This window comes from Kribbella voronezhensis, assembly GCF_004365175.1.
GTDB classification, from domain to species: Bacteria; Actinomycetota; Actinomycetes; order Propionibacteriales; family Kribbellaceae; genus Kribbella; species Kribbella voronezhensis.
The window spans coordinates 87,801-104,687 of the sequence record NZ_SOCE01000003.1 but is presented as its reverse complement, the minus strand read 5'-3'; the positions used below and the strand labels follow the sequence as shown (position 1 = coordinate 104,687).

Sequence of the window (16,887 nt, the reverse complement as noted above, 5' to 3'; positions counted from 1 at the left end):
CGAACACCCTATCGGTAGGCCACGACACGCACTGGTCTGGTCCCCTCCCGGTACTGCGGGGCTGGTTGCCGCGTGGATCAGACCTTCGCCAGCGGCTTCGCGGCGCGGCGTGGCAGGCCGGTGGTCAAGAGGATGGCCGTGACCGTGACCGCGAGGACGAGGATGACCGTCCAGACCGAGAGGAGCAGGCCGAGGACGACCACGCCGAAAGCGATCAGCGCGGTCCACAGGTACATCAGGAGGACCGCGCGGCGATGCGAGTGGCCGCGCTGCATCAGGCGGTGGTGCAGGTGGAGTTTGTCGGCCGCGAAGGGCGAACGGCCGGCCTTGGTACGCCGGATGTAGGCCAGCGTCAGGTCCAGCGCGGGGATCGCGAGGACGGCGATCGGCAGGATCAGCGGCAGCAGGGCGGGCAGCAGACTCGAGCCGCCTACCTCGTACGGGACGGCGTTGGGGTCCATCTGGCCGGTGAGGCTGATCGTCGACGCGGCCAGCATCAGTCCGATCAGCAGGGCTCCGGAGTCGCCCATGAACACCCTGGCCGGGAAGAAGTTGTGCGGCAGGAAGCCCAGACAGGCACCGGCCAGAGCGACCGTGATCATCGTCGAGGTCGTCGCGCGGTCGAGGTTCTGCTCGACGTTCAGCACGTACGAGTAGGTGAAGAAGGCGGTCGCGCCGATCGCGGTGACGCCCGCGGCCAGTCCGTCCAGGCCGTCGACGAAGTTCACCGCGTTGGTCGAGACCAGCAGGATGCCGGCGGTCAGCACCGCGAGTTGCGAGGGCGGTGGCGAGAAGATGCCGCCCGGCAGCGGCAGCCAGTACAGCTGGATGCCCTGCACGATCATCACGCCGACGGCCAGCACCATGCCGGCCAGCTTGGTGATCGGGTCCAGCTCGACCAGGTCGTCGATCACGCCGACCGCGCAGATCACCACACCGCCGATCAGGATCGCCCGGGCGTCGTGGGCGACCTGCAGGCTGTCACCGAGGAACGGCAGGCTGGAGGCGACCGCGTAACCGGCGATCAGTCCACCGAGGATGGACACGCCGCCGAAGTACGGGATCGGCACCTTGTGGACGTCGCGGGAGCGGACCTTGGCGACGGCGCCGTACCGGAGGGCGATCTTGCGGGCGATCCCGGTCAGCAGGAAGGTCGTGGCCATCGCCACGAACAGGACGAGCAGATACTCGCGCACTAGTCCGCCGGCCTCACATCAGGCGCCTTGCCGTCCACCACGGTCTCTTCCCCGGCCTCGGGACCCGCCACGACGCTCTCGTCCGGCTTCGGCTCCTCGGCCTGCTTCTCCTCGTTGGACGCCGCCGCACCGTCAGCGGTTGGCACGTCCTCCGCGGGCACGGCCTGCGCGGGCACATCCTTCGCGGGCTCGTCCTGCGCCGGCACGTCCTCCGCGGGCACGGCCTGCGCGGGCACGGCCTGCGCGGGCACATCCTTCGCGGGCTCGTCCTGCGCGGGCACGTCCTCCGCCTGCACGTCCTCCACCGGCGCGTCGGGCTCCAGGTCGGTGGTGGCTTCGGGGACGATCTCGCGGATCTGGGCCATCGAGAGGGCGCCGATCCGTACGACGTGCGGTACGTCGCCGGTCAGGTCGACGATGGTCGACGGCTGCCCACCGGTAACCTCGCCACCGTCGAGGTACACCGCGACCGAATCGGCCAGCTGCGCCTCGGCGTCGTACACGTCCAGTGCCGCCGGCTGTCCGCTCTTGTTCGCCGAGCTGACCGCCAGCGGACCGGTCCGGGACAACAGCTCGCGCGTGTTCTCGTGGTCGGGCACGCGCAGGGCGACCGTCCCATGGGTCTCCCCCAGGTCCCACATCAGCGACCCCTGCGCATGGCAGATCACCGTCAGCGGCCCGGGCCAGAACGCCTCGCACAGCTTCCGCCCGGCCTCGGGTACGTCGGTCGCCAGCGCGTCCAGCGACTCGACCACCGAGATCAGCACCGGCGGCGGCATGTCGCGCCCGCGGCCCTTGGCGTCCAGCAGCCGCTGCACGGCGTCGGCCTTGAAGGCGTCCGCGGCGATCCCGTACACGGTGTCGGTCGGCAACACGACCAGATCACCGGCCTCGATGGCGTCCACGGCCGCGCGGTAGGCCGGCACCAATTCGTCTCCGGTGAAGTCAAAGCGCTCGCTCACGCAGTGAATCGTGCCACTCACCCGGTCGCGGTCTCCAGCCGGGCCACCCGGCGGGCTGCCGGGAGCACTTCTGACAAATGATTGTCAGCTTCCGAGCGAGCGTGCCGGGCAGGTGCATAGGATCCCGGCCATGACTGTGTCGCGTGAATTCCTTGCCGGGCTGCCGAAGGCCGAACTGCACGTCCACCACGTCGGATCGGCGACGCCGCGGATCGTCGCCGAACTCGCCGCCCGCCATCCGGGATCGCCGGTGCCGGCCGACCCGGCCGCGCTCGCGCAGTACTTCACCTTCACCGACTTCGCGAAGTTCATCGAGGTCTACCTGACCGTCGTCGACCTGATCAGTACGCCGGACGACGTGCGGCTGCTCACCTTCGAGGTGGCCCGCGAGATGGCCGCGCAGAACATCCGGTACTCCGAGCTCACCGTCACGCCGTACACGTCGGTGCTGCGCGGGATCGCGCCGGAGGCGTTCTGCGAGGCGATCGAGGACGCCCGGACCGCGGCCGAGAAGGAACTCGGGGTGACGCTGCGCTGGATCTTCGACATCCCCGGCGAGCTGGGCCTCGAGGGCGCCGTGGAGACCGCGAAGATCGCGACCGGCATCCGCCCCGAGGGCCTGGTCGGCTTCGGCCTCGGCGGCCCGGAGATCGGCGTACCGCGGCCGCAGTTCGCGCCGTACTTCGACGAGGCCCGGGCGATCGGTCTGCACAGCGTCCCGCATGCCGGCGAAACGACTGGACCCGACACGATCTGGGACGCGATCCGCGTGCTCAAGGCGGAGCGGATCGGCCACGGCACCTCGGCGACCCAGGACCCGGCGCTGATCGACTACCTCGGCGAGCACCGCATCCCGCTCGAGGTCAGCCCGACCTCGAACCTGGCCACCCAGGCGGTCCGCTCGTACGACGAACACCCGATCCGCGCGATGGTCGACGCCGGCCTGGTCGTCACGATCAACTCCGACGACCCGCCGATGTTCGGCACCACCCTGGTCAACGAGTACGCCGTCGTGGCGGACCTGCTCGACCTGGACGCGCACGGGATCGCCGAGTTCGCCAAGACCGCCGTCACCGTCTCGTTCGCCGACGACGGCACCAAGACCGCGCTGCTCACCGAGATCGACGAGTACGTCGCCAAGCACGCCTGAGGCCGGCTTGGGTGACACGCGACGACGTGGGTCTGTCGATGCGGCGTGGTTGGGTGGTGCGGTGGTCCAACAGCACAAGCTCCTTGTCGTCCTGACGGCGCTCGTGTTCGGTGTGCTCGCCGGGTGCAGCGACACCGAGGCGGATACCGGTTCGCAGCCGCCGCCCGCTGCGAAGCCGTCCCCCAGACCGTCCACCACGCCGTTGGCCGCGCCGCCCGCGGACGGGGAACTTCCGCGCGGCGGCCGGCAGATCTTCCCGAAGTACCAGCTCGTCGGGTACGTCGGGCTGCCCGGCTCCCCCGCGCTCGGGCCGCTCGACAAGAACCTGGAGGCCAAGGCCGGCCGGCTCGAAACGCTGTCCAAGGCGTACGCCGGCGGCAGGACGCCGTTGCCGGTGATGGAACTCATCGTGGTGGTCGCGAACGGCCACGCCGGTAAGGACGGCCAGTACCGCAGCCGCTTGCCCGACGCCAAGATCCAGGACTACCTCACGGTCGCCCGCAAGCACCGGATGCTGCTGTTGCTCGACATCCAGCCGGGCCGCGCCGACATCCTCAGAGAGATCAAGGTGCTCGAGCGCTGGCTCAAGGAACCCGATGTCGGGCTCGCCTTCGATCCCGAGTGGGCGGTCGGTCCCGGGCAGGTGCCGGGCAAGGTCTTCGGCCACACCACCGGCGCCGAACTCGACTCGGTCGCGGCGTACCTGGCCGGTCTCGTCGCGCAGTACGACCTGCCGGAGAAGGTCTTCGTCTTCCACCAGCTATCAGCCCGGATCGTCGGCAACGAGAAGGCCCTGAAGCAGCATCCGGGGGTGCAGATCATCAAGTCGGTCGACGGCATCGGCGGTCGCATCGACAAGGAATCCACCTGGCGCAAGCTCACCACGACGATGGCGCCCGGAGTCCACACGGGCTTCAAGCTCTTCTACAAGGAGGACACCCGGCACGGCGCGCTGATGACGCCGGCCCAGGTGCTGGCGCTCAAACCCACACCCGAGTTCGTCGTTTACGAATAGGCGTCAGATGCGGCGGCCGGTGGCGAAACGATGGCGGCCGGCCAGGTCGAGCTGATCGCGGACCTCGGTGAAAACGCCGGTCGCGGCGAAGACCGCAGGAGCGGATTCGCCCTGCACATCCGCATGCTCACAGCCGAACCAGCCACCAGGCTTCAGCAGCCGCCCGGCCGTCGCCGCGACCACCTTGATCTCGTCGAGCCCGTCGTCGCCCGACCACAGCGCCAGCGCCGGATCGTGATCCCGGACCTCGGCCGTCACGGATTCCCAGGCAGTCAAGGGAATGTACGGCGGGTTGGCGATCACCGCGTCGACCAGGCCGTCGAGTTCGGGCAGGCAGCCGTCGATGTCGCCCTCGTGCAAGGTCGCGCCGGTGCCCGCCAGATTGCGCCGCGCCCAGACGCACGCCTCGGGCGACAGCTCCACCGCGTGCACAGTGCTGTCCGGCCGCTCGGTCGCCACGGCACCCGCGATCGCGCCCGATCCGCTGCACAGATCCACCACCAGCGGCTCCTTGACGTCGGCGATCCGATCGAGGATCCACCCGACGAGTACCTCGGTCTCCGGGCGCGGCACGAAGACGCCCGGTCCCACGACCAGCTCGCGGTAGCGGAAGGCCGCCGTACCGGTGAGGTGTTGCAGCGGTTCGCGGGCGGCGCGGCGGGCCACCAACTCGTCGTACCGGGCCTGCAGTTGGTCGGTGAGATCGATCAGGCCGAGCTGCAGGCGGCTGACGCCGGCGACGTGGGCGAGCAGTTCGGCGGCGTCGTAGTCGGGTGAGGCGACGCCGGCTTCCCGCAGCCGCGCGGTCGCCTCGGCGAGGACGGTCCTGGTGCTCACTGGGATTCGACGGCCTCGAGGCGTGCGGTCAGGTCGGCCTCGGTGAGGGCCTGGATCACCGGGGCGAGGTCGCCGCCGAGGACTTGGTCCAGGTTGTGCGCCTTGTAGCCGACCCGGTGGTCGGAGAACCGGTTCTCCGGGAAGTTGTAGGTGCGGACCCGCTCGGACCGGTCGACCGTGCGGATCTGCGAACGCCGGGCGTCGCTCGCTTCCTGGTCGGCGGCCTCCTGCGCGGCGGCCAGCAGCCGCGACCGCAGGACGCGCATCGCCTGCTCGCGGTTCTGCAGCTGGGACTTCTCGTTCTGCATCGAGACCACGATGCCGGTCGGGAGGTGCGTGATCCGGACCGCCGAGTCGGTCGTGTTGACGCTCTGGCCGCCCGGACCGGACGAGCGGAAGACGTCGATCCGCAGGTCGTTCTGGTCGATCTCGACGTCGACGTCCTCGGCCTCGGGCAGCACCAGGACACCGGCCGCCGACGTGTGGATCCGCCCCTGCGACTCGGTCACCGGCACCCGCTGGACCCGATGCACGCCGCCCTCGAACTTGAGCTTCGCGTACGGCGCTTCGCCGGGTTCGGGCGTGCCCTTGGCTTTCACCGCGACCGTGATCGACTTGTAGCCGCCCAGATCGGACTCGGCCGCGTCGATGACCTCGGTCTTCCAGTTCTGCGATTCGGCGTACTTCAGGTACATCTTCAGCAGATCACCGGCGAACAGCGCCGACTCGTCGCCGCCCTCACCGGCCTTGATCTCGAGGATCGCGTCCTTGTCGTCGCTCGGGTCCCGCGGCACGAGCAGTACCTGCAGCTTCTCGGCCAGCTCGTCGCGCCGGTGCTCGAGCTTGGTCGCCTCCTCGGCGAACGCCGGGTCCTCGTGCGCCAGCTCGCGGGCCGCCTCGATGTCGTCGGCAGTCTGCAGCCACTCGTCGTACGTCCGTACGACGGGCGCCAGCGCGGCGTACCGCTTGCCGACCTGGCGCGCGACCGCCTGGTCGGAGTGCAGCTCGGGATCCGACATCCGTCGCTCCAGCTCGGCGTACTCCGCCTTCAGCGACTGCACTGCCTCGAACATGCCCGCACTCCTTCCTTTGGCCGGAACAACGCAACGGCGCCGGTCCCGAATCCCCTGAAGGATTCGTGGACCGGCGCCGGAAACTCGCTACTTCTTCGCGTACCGCTTCTCGAAGCGGGCGACGCGGCCACCGGTGTCGAGAATCTTCTGCTTGCCGGTGTAGAACGGGTGGCACTGCGAGCAGACGTCGGCGTGAATCGTGCCGTTCTCCGCGGTCGAGTGCGTCTCGAACTGCGCGCCACAGGTGCAAGTCACCTTGGTCGCCACGTAGTTCGGGTGGATGTCGCTCTTCATGGGTCTCCTCGAGTCAAAGGCGGTCCGGGTCGTCCGCTTGGTGCGCACGTGAACCGGAACCAACAGACAAGTCTGCCATCAGATCCCTCAACCTGACGAATCGCCCCGGTATTCCGGGGCGATCCGATCAGGTTGCGGGGGGTGGCCGGCGGGCCGTAGTACTAGTTGCCGTCGTCCGTACTGCGGCCGGTGCCGCCGGTCGACGGGGTGGTCTTGTTGACCTGGAGCAGGAACTCGATGTTCGACTTGCTCTCCTTGAGCTTGCCGATCAACAGCTCCAGGGCGGCCTGGCCGTCGAGCGCGGACAGCACCCGGCGGAGCTTCCAGACGACCTGGGTCTCGTCCTTGCTCATCAGCAGTTCCTCGCGGCGGGTACCGGAGGCGACCACGTCGATGGCCGGGAAGATCCGGCGGTCGGCGAACTCGCGGCGGAGCCGCAGCTCCATGTTGCCGGTCCCCTTGAACTCCTCGAAGATGACCTCGTCCATCTTGGAGCCGGTCTCGATCAGCGCCGTCGCGAGGATGGTCAGCGAACCGCCGTCCTCGATGTTGCGGGCCGCGCCGAAGAACCGCTTCGGCGGGTACAGCGCCGACGAGTCGACACCACCGGACAGGATCCGGCCGCTGGCCGGTGCCGCGATGTTGTACGCCCGGCCGAGGCGGGTGATCGAATCGAGCAGGACGACGACGTCGTGACCCAGCTCGACGAGCCGCTTGGCCCGCTCGATCGCCAGTTCGGCGACCGTGGTGTGGTCGTCGGCCGGCCGGTCGAAGGTCGAGGCGATGACCTCACCCTTGACCGTGCGCTGCATGTCGGTGACCTCTTCGGGCCGCTCGTCCACCAGCACGACCATCAGGTGTACTTCGGGGTTGTTCGTGGTGATCGCGTTCGCGAGCGCCTGCAGCACCATCGTCTTACCGGCCTTCGGCGGCGACACGATCAGGCCGCGCTGGCCCTTGCCGATCGGGCTGACGATGTCGACGATCCGGGTGGTGAGCACGTTCGGCTCGGTCTCCAGGCGGAGCCGCTCGGTCGCGTACAGCGGGGTCAGCTTGTTGAAGTCCTGACGCTGCTTGGCGACCTCGGGGTCCGACCCGTTGACGGTGTCGATCCGGACCAGCGGGTTGAACTTCTCCTTGCGCTCGCCGTCCGACGGCTGCTTCACCGCGCCGGTGATCGCGTCACCCTTGCGCAGGCCGTAGCGCTTGACCATCGACAGCGCGACGTACACGTCGTTCGGGCCCGGCAGGTAGCCGCTGGTCCGGACGAACGCGTAGTTGTCGAGCACGTCGAGGATGCCGGCGGCCGGCACCAGGATGTCGTCCTCGCTGATGGTCGGCTCCGGGTCGAACCGCTCGCCGCGACCGCGGTTGTTGCGGCTGTTGTCGCGGCCACCGGAGTCGCGGCCGACGGTCTGACCGCGGTCGCGGTCACGCCCCCGGCGGCGGCGACGGCGTCCGTCGCCGTCCTCGCCCCGGTCGGTCTGACTCTGCCGGTCGGTGCGCTGGTCGCCCCGGGCACCGTCGGTGCGCTGCTCACCGCGGTTGTCGCGGTTCTGCTCACCGCGGCCGTCGTTGCGGCCGTCCCGGTTCTGACCGTCGCGGCTGTCCCGGTTCTGACCGTCGCGGCCGTCACGGTTCTGACCGTCGCGGTTCTCGTTGCGGTCGCGGTTGTCGTTGCGGTCGCGGCTCTGGCCGTCGCGTGCGTCGCGGGCCTGCGCGTCGCGGCCGTCCCGCACCTGTACCTCGCGGGCCGGTGCCTCACGACCTTCGCGGGCCGGTGCCTCGCGGCCGTCGCGGGCCTGGTTGTCGCGACCCTCGCGGCTGTCCCGGACCTGGGCGCCGTCGCGGTCGGTGCGCTGGTTGTCGCGACCGCGGCTGCGGTCCCGGCCACCCTCGCGGCCACCGGAGCGGTCGTCCCGGCTCTCGGCGTCGGCGTCGGCGTGCCGCTCGACGACCGGTGCGGTCGCGGCGGCCTCGACCGGAGCAGCGCCGGCCTGGGCCACGCCGTTCTGCGCGACGCTGTTCTGGGTGCCGCTGTTCTGCGTGCCGCTGTTCTGGGTGCCGCTGTTCTGGGCGGGCTTGTCCTGGACGGCGGCCTTCGCGGCCGGCGCCTCGACGTTCTTCTCTGCCGCGCCGCTGTCGGCTGCGGCGGCCCGGGCCCGGCGAGTGCCGACCCGCGCCGGAGCTTCGGCCTTGACGGCCACCGGCTCCGCGGCTGCCTCGTCCAGCGTCGGCTGGCTGGAGCGCGAACGCGAGGCGCCCGCCGCACCGGCACCCGACTGGGCAGCCTTGATCGCCTCGATCAGCTGGCCCTTGCGCAGCGCGCCGGTGCCTTTGATGCCGAGCGTCCCGGCGAGCTGCTTGAGCTCGGGGAGCAGCATGCCTTCGAGGCCGCCTCCGGCCTTGCGGCGGCGCGTGGTGGCGCCCGCGTCGGCCGGCGAGGTGCCGGCTCCGCTGGAGGCTTCAACAGTTTCTGTCACGTGAGGTCCTTCCCACACGGATGGACGATGTCCTCAGGTTCATCGCCCGGAATCATCACCCACGACCGACGCCGTCTCGATCGACGGGGAGGTGACGTGGGTATAAGAGGCTCTCGCTGAATCCGGTTCCCCCCGGAGTTATCCGACGCAGGCGGCGCAAGTCCTTCACAGGGAGGTCGCCGCAGACATCTGGTGTCGGGAGCTAAGCCCGGAAGCGACGAGAGTTCGCCGATCACCTGGAGGGGATCGGGTGAGTCGAGACTAGCACCACCAAGGGGGCAACTGGAGACTCGGGAGGTTCAACGCGTGTCCGGCACTGTTCATTCCCGTCCGCCGGCCGGCCCTCGCTCAGTTTGCTCCGACCAGACCTGTACGCCGACTGGATCGATCCCGAGCTCGTACCGCTCCCACCCGTCCGGTGCGGCCGGCAAACCCCCGGCAACATCCAGCACGAGGACGGTCGGGCCCGCGCCACTCACGACGGCAGGCAGGCCACTGCCGCGGAGCTTGTGCACGAGAGCCAGGCTTTCCGGCATCGCCGGTTCGCGAAACTCCTGGTGCAGCCGATCCTCGGTCGCCGTCATCAGCAACTCCGGTCGCGAGGTCAAAGCCGCGACCAGCAACGCCGCCCGGCCTGCGTTCGCAGCAGCATCGGCATGCGGTACTGCGGCCGGCAGCAACCCGCGTGCCTCTTTCGTCAGCACCCGAGTGACCGGCACATAGGCCACCGCCGCCAATCCCCCCGCCGGCTCCAGCCGAACCGCACGACCCTTGTCGCCCTCGGTCCACGCGATCGTGAATCCCCCGAGCGCCGCGGCCGCCACGTTGTCCGGGTGCCCCTCGATCTCGTTCGCGAGCTCGACCACGCGGTCGCGGTCGAGCGGCGTACCGGTCAGTCCGTACGCCGCCGCGATACCGCCGACGATCGCGGCGGACGACGAACCGAGTCCGCGACCGTGCGGAATCCGGTTCTCACATCGCAAGCTGAACCCCGGTACGACGGCGCCGAGCGACTCGAGGCCGGCCCGGATCGAGCGCACCACCAGATGCGACTCGTCCAACGCCACCTCACCCGCGCCCGGCCCCACCACGTCGACGGTCACGCCGGACCCACCCGGCGTCACCGTCAACTCGTCGTACAAACTCAGCGCAAGCCCGAAGGCGTCGAAGCCCGGCCCGAGATTCGCACTCGTCGCAGGCACTCGAACCCGCACAACCCCGCCCACCGAAGCCGCCGCTCCGTCGGCCGATGGGACCGCGTCAGGTGTGCCCGAGCTCATACCAGTCCGGCGACGCGTGCGACGGCGTCGGTTTCCGCGGGGGTCACCGGAGTCTCGTGGGGCAGCGCGTGGGCCAGCGCGGTGTCGATGTCCTTCAACCCGTGCCCTGTGACAGTGATCACCACGGTCTGCCCACCGTCCAGCCGACCGGCTGCCTTCGTCGCGAGCAATCCAGCAACCCCGGCTGCCGACGCGGGCTCGACGAAAACCCCTTCGCGAGCAGCAAGATCGCGTTGTGCGGAAAGGATCTGCGCGTCGGAGACCGCCTCGATCCGGCCGCCCGACTCGTCCCGGGCGTTCTCGGCCAGCGTCCAGGACGCGGGGTTGCCGACCCGGATCGCGGTCGCCTCGGTGTCCGGGTTCGCCACGATCGCACCGCGCACGATCGGCGCGGCACCTTCCGCCTGGAAACCCCACATCTGCGGGGCTTTCGAGGACAGCTTGTCCTTCTTGTATTCGAGGTAGCCCTTCCAGTACGCCGCGATGTTGCCCGCGTTGCCGACCGGCAGCACGTGCAGATCCGGCGCGTCGCCGAGCGCGTCGCAGACCTCGAAGGCCGCCGTCTTCTGGCCTTCCAGGCGGACCGGGTTCACCGAGTTCACCAGGGCGACCGGGTAGTGCTTGCCGAGCTCGCGCACGATCCGCAGACAGTCGTCGAACCCGCCGTCGATCGTCACCAACTGCGCGCCGTGCACGATCGCCTGCGCGAGCTTGCCCTTCGCGATCCGCCCGGCCGGGATCAGCACGAGCGGCAACAGACCGGCCCGTACGGCGTACGCGGCGGCCGAGGCGGACGTGTTCCCGGTGGAGGCGCAGACCACGGCCTTGTCACCGGCCTGCGCGGCCAGCGAGATCGCGACCGTCATGCCGCGGTCCTTGAACGAACCGGTCGGGTTGTTGCCCTCGACCTTGAGCCAGACCTCGCAGTTGGTCTGCTCGCTGAGCCATTGCGCGGCCACCAGCGGCGTTCCGCCTTCGCCGAGCGTGACCACCGGAGTGTCCCCCGAGACCGGCAGCCGGTCGCGGTATTCCTCGATCACGCCTCGCCACAGGTGTGGCCGCTGCTTGCTCATGTCTAGTCCCCTTCGACCCGCATCACACTGCTGACTTCTCGCACGATGTCCATGTCGCGCAGGGCCTCCACGGTCGCGGAGAGTGCGGCGTCGGTGGCGGTGTGGGTGACCACGACCAGCTGTGCCTCACCGCCGCGGCCTTCTTGCCGGACGGTCTGGATCGACACCCCGTGGTCGGAGAACGCAGTCGCCACCGCCGCCAGCACGCCGGCCTTGTCGGCCACGTCCAGCGACACGTGATAGCGAGTCAGCGCATCCCCCATCGGCCGGACGGCCCGCTGGGTGTACGACGACTCGCCGACCCCCGGCACACCCTTGAGCCGGTTGCGCGCGGCGGACACCAGATCCCCGAGGACAGCACTGGCCGTCGGGGCGCCGCCGGCACCACGACCATAGAACATCAGCTCGCCGGCCGCTTTGGATTCCACGAAAACGGCGTTGTAGGCGTCCCGGACCGAGGCCAGCGGGTGGTTCAGCGGGATCATCGCCGGATACACCCGGGCGCTGACCGAATCGGTCGCCTCGTCCAGCTCGCAGATCGCCAGCGACTTCACCACACAGCCCATCTCACGGGCCGAGGCGATGTCGGTGGCCGACACCTCGGTGATGCCCTCGCGGTGGACGTCGGCGATGGAAACCCTGGTGTGGAAGGCCAAACTCGCCAGCAACGCCGCTTTCGCGGCCGCGTCGAAGCCCTCGATGTCCGCGGTCGGATCGGCCTCGGCGTACCCGAGGGCCTGGGCCTCCTCGAGCGCCTCGTCGAAGCCGGCGCCGGTGGAGTCCATCTTGTCCAGGATGTAGTTGGTGGTGCCGTTGACGATGCCCATCACCCGGGTCACGTCGTCACCGGCCAGCGACTCGCGCAGCGGGCGGAGGATCGGGATCGCCCCGGCGACGGCCGCCTCGAAGTACAGGTCCCGCTCGTACTTCTCCGCGGCGGCGAACAGCGTCGGGCCGTCCTCGGCGAGGAGGGCCTTGTTCGCCGTGATGACCGAGGCGCCGTTCTCCAGCGCGGTCAGGATGAGGCTGCGGGCCGGTTCGAGGCCGCCGATCACCTCGATGACGAGATCCAGGTCGCCGCGGGAGACGAGTGCCTGGGCGTCGGTGGTGACGAGTTCGGGGTCGACCGCGATGTCGCGGGCGCGGCCGGCCCGGCGTACGGCGATGCCCGCGATCTCCAGCGGCGCCCCGACCCGGGCGGCGAGGTCGTCGGCCCGCTCGGTGAGGATCCGGACCACCTCGGTCCCGACCACGCCACAACCCAGCAGTCCGACCTTCAAAGCCTTGCTCACTGGGCCGCCCCCATGTCGAGTGCCAGCATGTCGTCCTCGGTCTCGCGGCGGATGACGACGGTGGTCCGGCCGTCCTTCACCGCGATCACCGGCGGCCGCGGTACGTGGTTGTAGTTGCTCGCCATGGACCGGCAGTACGCCCCGGTGCCCGGTACGGCGACGAGGTCCCCGGGCTGCACGTCCGAGGGCAGGAACTCGTCCTTCACGATGATGTCGCCCGACTCGCAGTGCTTGCCGACCACGCGGGCCAGCGTCGGCGTCGCGTCGGAGTACCGATTGGCGAGCGTGCAGGAGTAGTCCGCGTCGTACAGGGCGGTGCGGATGTTGTCGCTCATGCCGCCGTCGACGGAGACGTAGGTGCGCGAGGCGCCCGCGTCGAGCTCGACCTCCTTGACCGTGCCGACCGAGTAGACCGTGCACATGGCCGGCCCGACGATCGCGCGGCCCGGCTCGATCGAGACCTTCGGCACCTCGACGCCGAATCCGCGGCACTCGTGCTCGACGATCTTGCCCATCTCGGTGGCCAGTTGTGCGGGGTCGGCCGGATCGTCCTGGGTGGTGTAGGCGATGCCGAAGCCGCCACCGAGATCGAGCTCCGGCATGTCGACACCGAGCTCGTCGGAAACCCTTGCGTGCAAGGCGATCACGCGCTTGGCGGCCACCTCGAACCCGGACGAGTCGAAGATCTGCGAGCCGATGTGCGAATGCAGCCCGAGCAGTTGCAGCTCCGGTGCTTCGTTGACCCGGGCAACGGCTTCGTACGCCGCGCCGGAGGTGATCGAGAAGCCGAACTTCTGGTCCTCGTGCGCGGTCGCGATGTACTCGTGGGTGTGCGCCTCGACGCCGGCGGTGACCCGGACCATCACCGGGGCGACCAGGTCGCGCTCGGCGGCCAGCTCGATCAGCCGGGAGATCTCGTCCTGGGAGTCCACGATGATCCGGCCGACGCCGGCTTCGAGGGCCCGGGTCAGCTCGGAGACCGACTTGTTGTTGCCGTGGAACCCGAGCCGCTTCGGGTCGGCGCCTGCCCGCAACGCGACGGCGAGTTCCCCACCCGAGCAGATGTCGAGGTTGAGCCCCTCCTCCATCACCCAGCGGACGATCGTCGTACAGAGGAACGCCTTGCCCGCGTAGTAGACGTCGAAGTCCTTGAAGCCCTCCTTGAACGCGCGGGCCCGGGAGCGGAAGTCGTCCTCGTCCAGCACGTACGCCGGGCTGCCGTGCTCAGCGAGCAGGTCGCGGACGTCGACCCCGCCGACCTCGAGCGCGCCATCACCGTTCTTCTTGGAGTTCGTCGACCACAGCTGGGTGACCAGGTCGTTGACGTTGCCCGGCGCCCGCAGCCACGGCGGTGCCTTGTGCCCGATGTCGGCGTGCAGGGTGCCCGCCTCGTGCGCCCTCACATCCGCTCCGGAGCGGAGACGCCGAGCAGGTCGAGCCCGTTGGCGAGGACGGTCCGGGTGGCGGCGACCAGGGTGAGCCGGGCCTGATGCACCGGCTCGACCTCCTCGTCGCCGCGCGGCAGCACGCGGCAGCTGTCGTAGAACTTGTGGAACGCCGAGGCGGTGTCCTCGAGGTACCGCGCGATGCGGTGCGGCTCGCGCAGCTCGGCGGCGGTGGCGACGACGCGCGGGAACTCGGCCAGCGCGCGCAGCAGGTCGCCTTCGCGCTCGTGGCTGAGCAGACCGGGCTCGAACTCGTCCAGCTTGATGCCGAGGTCGTCCGCGTTGCGCAGGATCGAGGCAAGCCGGGCGTGCGCGTACTGCACGTAGTACACCGGGTTCTCGCTGACCTGCCTGGTCATCTCCTCGATGTCCAGGGTCAGTGGGGAGTCGACCGGGTAGCGACACAACGTGTACCGCAGGGGGTCGACGCCGCCCTCTTCGACCAGCTCGGCCAGCGTGACGATGGTACCGGCCCGCTTGGACAGCTTCATCTCCTCGCCGCCCTTGAGGATCTTCACCAGCTGGCCGATCAGGATCTCGATGTTGTGCTCGGGGTCGTCGCCGGCGCAGGCCGCGATCGCCTTGAGCCGGTTGACGTAGCCGTGGTGATCGGCGCCGAGCAGGTAGATGCAGACCTCGAAGCCGCGCTCGCGCTTGTTCACGTAGTACGCCGCGTCGGAGGCGAAGTACGTCGGCTCGCCGTTGGTCCGGATCAGCACCCGGTCCTTGTCGTCGGTGAAGTCGGTCGTGCGCATCCAGAGCGCGTCGTCCGCCTCGTACAGGTGACCTTGCTCACGGAGCTTCTCGATCGCGTGGCCGACACCGTCCTGCTCGTGCAGGCTGCGCTCGGACATCCACACGTCGAACTTGGTCCGGAAGTGCTCGAGCTGGCTCTGCTGCTCCTTGAGCTGCCGCTCGTACCCCGCCTCGCGGAACGCGACGCTCTGCTCGGCGTCCGGCAGCATCATGATCGAGGGGACCTCCTCGACGATCTGCTTCGCCAGGTCGTTGATGTACTCCCCGTGGTAGCCGTCCTCCGGGATCGGCTCACCGTGCGCGGCCGCCTTCAGCGAGGCGCCGAACTTGTCCATCTGCGCGCCGCGGTCGTTCACGTAGAACTCCCGGGTCACCTTCGCGCCGGCCGCGGTCAGCACCCGGGCCAGCGCGTCACCGACGGCGGCCCACCGGGTATGGCCCAGATGCAGCGGGCCGGTCGGGTTGGCGGAGATGAACTCCAGGTTGATCGGCTGACCCTTGAGCGAGTCACTACCGCCGTACGCCGGTCCGGCCGCGACGATCTGGGCGGCGATCTTGCCCTGGGCATCGGCGGCGACCCGGAGATTGATGAATCCCGGCCCGGCGATCTCGACGGCCGTGATCGCCTCGTCGTCCCGCAACCTGGCGGCGAGCAACTCGGCGAGCTTGCGCGGGTTGCCGAGGCTCGACCGCTTCCCGAGCTGCATGGCGACGTTGGTCGCGTAGTCCCCGTGCTCGGGGTTCTTGGGTCGCTCCACCTTCAGCTCACCCGGCAGCCCGCCGTCAACGGTGATGGTGCCGTCGTCGACGAGCGCGGTCAGGGCCTGCAGGATCTTCTCAGCGAGCTGTTCCGGAGTCACCGCCTCAGCCTAATGGCCAACCCCCCAAACCCTTGACCCACCATCCACAGCCCGGTACAACGACTCCCCCGCAGCCCCGCCCCGGGCGGTTCAGGCGGGGTGGAGGCGGAGGATGGCTGTGGGGCTGGTGATGGTGACGGTGGTGATCTTGAGCTTGTTGAGGCGGACGGTCTTGCCGGGTTGCTGGTTGGTGGCACTGACGCTGCAGCAGGCGCTTCTGCCGCCGTAGTCGACGCCGCCGGAGCTGACCCGGGAGACGATCAGGGTGGCGGAGCCGAAGAGTTTCGTCTTGACGGGGATCCGGGTGCCGGTCTTCACGTAGACCTCGCAGGTCCCGTCCGCGCACGCCTTCAGGTTGTTGCCGTCGGCCGCCTTCCGCGCGACCGGCTTGGCGGCGGGCTTGGCACTTGGCGTAGACACCGTCGGCGCGCCGGCCGGTGGCGGGGTACTGGTGTCGTCCTTGCCGGAACAAGCTGTCAGCAAGGTGACGGCTGCGGCGATGGCTGCGACCGTGCGGATCATGGGTCAGACCTCCGTGAGTTCGGCGGCAGCCGAGCGCACGACGTACGGCGAACTGCCCTGCCAACACAATCCGTACTACGGGCTGCCGCGTTACGGCCGCGGGCCATCTTTCGCCGTCACCTGGATCTTCGCGTCGCGCTGCAACGGGGTGTCCCAGGCGGCCGGCTGGGAGTTCACCAGGACCGTGACTCCCCCACACGCGTCGCCGAGGCACTTGCCGTCGTACCGGACTCCCCACAGTTCGAAGAACTGCTTCAGGGTCGGCCGCTCGGCAGTCGTCTTCGCCTCGACGTACACGATGCCGTCGGAAGAGTGCGTGTGAACAGCAGCCTGCTCGGCGCGACGCCGGTCGACGCCGATCCCCGGCGGGACCTGCACGGACCTGCCGCCGACGGTGACGGCGATCTTGAGCGTGTACGGCGCCGGGCCGCTGAAGTCGAGCGGCAGCCGCTCGAAGCCGGCCTTGTCGATGTACGAGACCGCGTCGCGCGGCGCGTCCCACGGCGGCGGCCCGGCCCGGAACTCGGCAGGCCCGGGCGCCGCCGGACCGACCTGACAACCGCCGACCACCGGCAGCAGGCACAGTACGGCAACCAGCGCCGGCACCCGGACTCTCATGCGGAGCAGGTTTTCACGCCCTCTCGCGGCG

The 16,887-nt window shown here is 69.6% G+C and carries 15 protein-coding genes; 2 read left to right on the top strand and 13 right to left on the bottom strand.

All coding sequences use genetic code 11. The features are described from left to right. Positions 1 to 77: 77 nt before the first annotated feature. Entirely contained in the window at positions 78 to 1,196 is a 1,119-nt protein-coding gene (locus EV138_RS35235) for a glycosyltransferase family 4 protein (protein ID WP_133984866.1), read from the bottom strand. Then, positions 1,196 to 2,158 (bottom strand): L-threonylcarbamoyladenylate synthase, encoded by a 963-nt coding sequence (locus EV138_RS35230; protein WP_238158591.1) that lies wholly within the window; start codon positions 2,156 to 2,158, stop codon positions 1,196 to 1,198. Before EV138_RS35230 ends, EV138_RS35235 begins: the two co-directional genes overlap by 1 nt. Positions 2,159 to 2,288: 130 nt before the next feature. On the opposite strand from EV138_RS35230, the gene EV138_RS35225 reads away from it, so the two are divergent. Together EV138_RS35225 and EV138_RS35220 are read left to right on the top strand one after the other, a co-directional pair. Further along, the gene (locus EV138_RS35225; RefSeq protein WP_133984864.1) at positions 2,289 to 3,308 is read left to right on the top strand and encodes an adenosine deaminase; all 1,020 of its coding nucleotides are present in this window, start codon (positions 2,289 to 2,291) and stop codon (positions 3,306 to 3,308) included. A gap of 61 nt (positions 3,309 to 3,369) precedes the next feature. Continuing rightward, on the top strand, positions 3,370 to 4,323 hold the full coding sequence (locus EV138_RS35220; protein WP_133984863.1) for a DUF3558 domain-containing protein: 954 nt from the start codon (positions 3,370 to 3,372) through the stop codon (positions 4,321 to 4,323). A 3-nt stretch (positions 4,324 to 4,326) separates the two neighbouring features. Here the strand turns inward: EV138_RS35220 and prmC are convergent, their stop codons facing one another. The 11 genes from prmC to EV138_RS35165 all read right to left on the bottom strand — a co-directional run bounded on the left by prmC (position 4,327) and on the right by EV138_RS35165 (position 16,856). Beyond that, positions 4,327 to 5,160 carry a peptide chain release factor N(5)-glutamine methyltransferase gene (gene prmC, locus EV138_RS35215; RefSeq protein WP_133984861.1) on the bottom strand — a complete coding sequence of 278 codons (834 nt, stop codon included), beginning with the start codon at positions 5,158 to 5,160 and terminating at the stop codon, positions 4,327 to 4,329. Beyond that, positions 5,157 to 6,233 carry a peptide chain release factor 1 gene (prfA, locus tag EV138_RS35210; protein WP_133984859.1) on the bottom strand — a complete coding sequence of 359 codons (1,077 nt, stop codon included), beginning with the start codon at positions 6,231 to 6,233 and terminating at the stop codon, positions 5,157 to 5,159. The genes prmC and prfA overlap by 4 nt, the downstream gene beginning before the upstream one ends. An 87-nt stretch (positions 6,234 to 6,320) precedes the next feature. After that, a complete protein-coding gene (gene rpmE / locus EV138_RS35205) occupies positions 6,321 to 6,527 on the bottom strand; it encodes a 50S ribosomal protein L31 (protein ID WP_112239492.1) in 207 nt (68 codons plus the stop codon). Between the two features lie 161 nt (positions 6,528 to 6,688). Next, entirely contained in the window at positions 6,689 to 9,010 is a 2,322-nt protein-coding gene (gene rho, locus EV138_RS35200; RefSeq protein WP_166678883.1) for a transcription termination factor Rho, read from the bottom strand. A gap of 320 nt (positions 9,011 to 9,330) precedes the next feature. Then, on the bottom strand, positions 9,331 to 10,212 hold the full coding sequence (gene thrB / locus EV138_RS35195) for a homoserine kinase (protein ID WP_238158590.1): 882 nt from the start codon (positions 10,210 to 10,212) through the stop codon (positions 9,331 to 9,333). Positions 10,213 to 10,286: 74 nt separating this feature from the next. Further along, positions 10,287 to 11,363 (bottom strand): threonine synthase, encoded by a 1,077-nt coding sequence (gene thrC, locus EV138_RS35190; protein WP_133984855.1) that lies wholly within the window; start codon positions 11,361 to 11,363, stop codon positions 10,287 to 10,289. 2 nt (positions 11,364 to 11,365) lie between these two features. Next, entirely contained in the window at positions 11,366 to 12,655 is a 1,290-nt protein-coding gene (locus tag EV138_RS35185; protein WP_133984853.1) for a homoserine dehydrogenase, read from the bottom strand. Continuing rightward, a complete protein-coding gene (gene lysA, locus EV138_RS35180) occupies positions 12,652 to 14,058 on the bottom strand; it encodes a diaminopimelate decarboxylase (RefSeq protein ID WP_133984851.1) in 1,407 nt (468 codons plus the stop codon). Before lysA ends, EV138_RS35185 begins: the two co-directional genes overlap by 4 nt. Then, positions 14,055 to 15,716, bottom strand: a complete 1,662-nt coding sequence (argS, locus tag EV138_RS35175) for an arginine--tRNA ligase (protein ID WP_133984849.1) — start codon at positions 15,714 to 15,716, stop codon at positions 14,055 to 14,057. The genes lysA and argS overlap by 4 nt, the downstream gene beginning before the upstream one ends. Positions 15,717 to 15,806: 90 nt before the next feature. Next, positions 15,807 to 16,238, bottom strand: coding sequence for a hypothetical protein (locus EV138_RS35170; RefSeq protein ID WP_133984847.1), 432 nt, complete (start codon positions 16,236 to 16,238; stop codon positions 15,807 to 15,809). Positions 16,239 to 16,328: 90 nt separating this feature from the next. Beyond that, positions 16,329 to 16,856 carry a hypothetical protein gene (locus EV138_RS35165; protein ID WP_133984845.1) on the bottom strand — a complete coding sequence of 176 codons (528 nt, stop codon included), beginning with the start codon at positions 16,854 to 16,856 and terminating at the stop codon, positions 16,329 to 16,331. Positions 16,857 to 16,887 lie beyond the last annotated feature (31 nt).

Bases quoted from the DNA above. Each gene is read 5' to 3' on its own strand.
- EV138_RS35225 (WP_133984864.1), top strand. From the start codon at position 2,289: ATGACTGTGTCGCGTGAATTCCTTGCCGGGCTGCCGAAGGCCGAACTG.
- prfA (WP_133984859.1), bottom strand. From the start codon at position 6,233: ATGTTCGAGGCAGTGCAGTCGCTGAAGGCGGAGTACGCCGAGCTGGAG.
- rpmE (WP_112239492.1), bottom strand. From the start codon at position 6,527: ATGAAGAGCGACATCCACCCGAACTACGTGGCGACCAAGGTGACTTGC.
- thrC (WP_133984855.1), bottom strand. From the start codon at position 11,363: ATGAGCAAGCAGCGGCCACACCTGTGGCGAGGCGTGATCGAGGAATAC.
- EV138_RS35170 (WP_133984847.1), bottom strand. From the start codon at position 16,238: ATGATCCGCACGGTCGCAGCCATCGCCGCAGCCGTCACCTTGCTGACA.
- EV138_RS35165 (WP_133984845.1), bottom strand. From the start codon at position 16,856: ATGAGAGTCCGGGTGCCGGCGCTGGTTGCCGTACTGTGCCTGCTGCCG.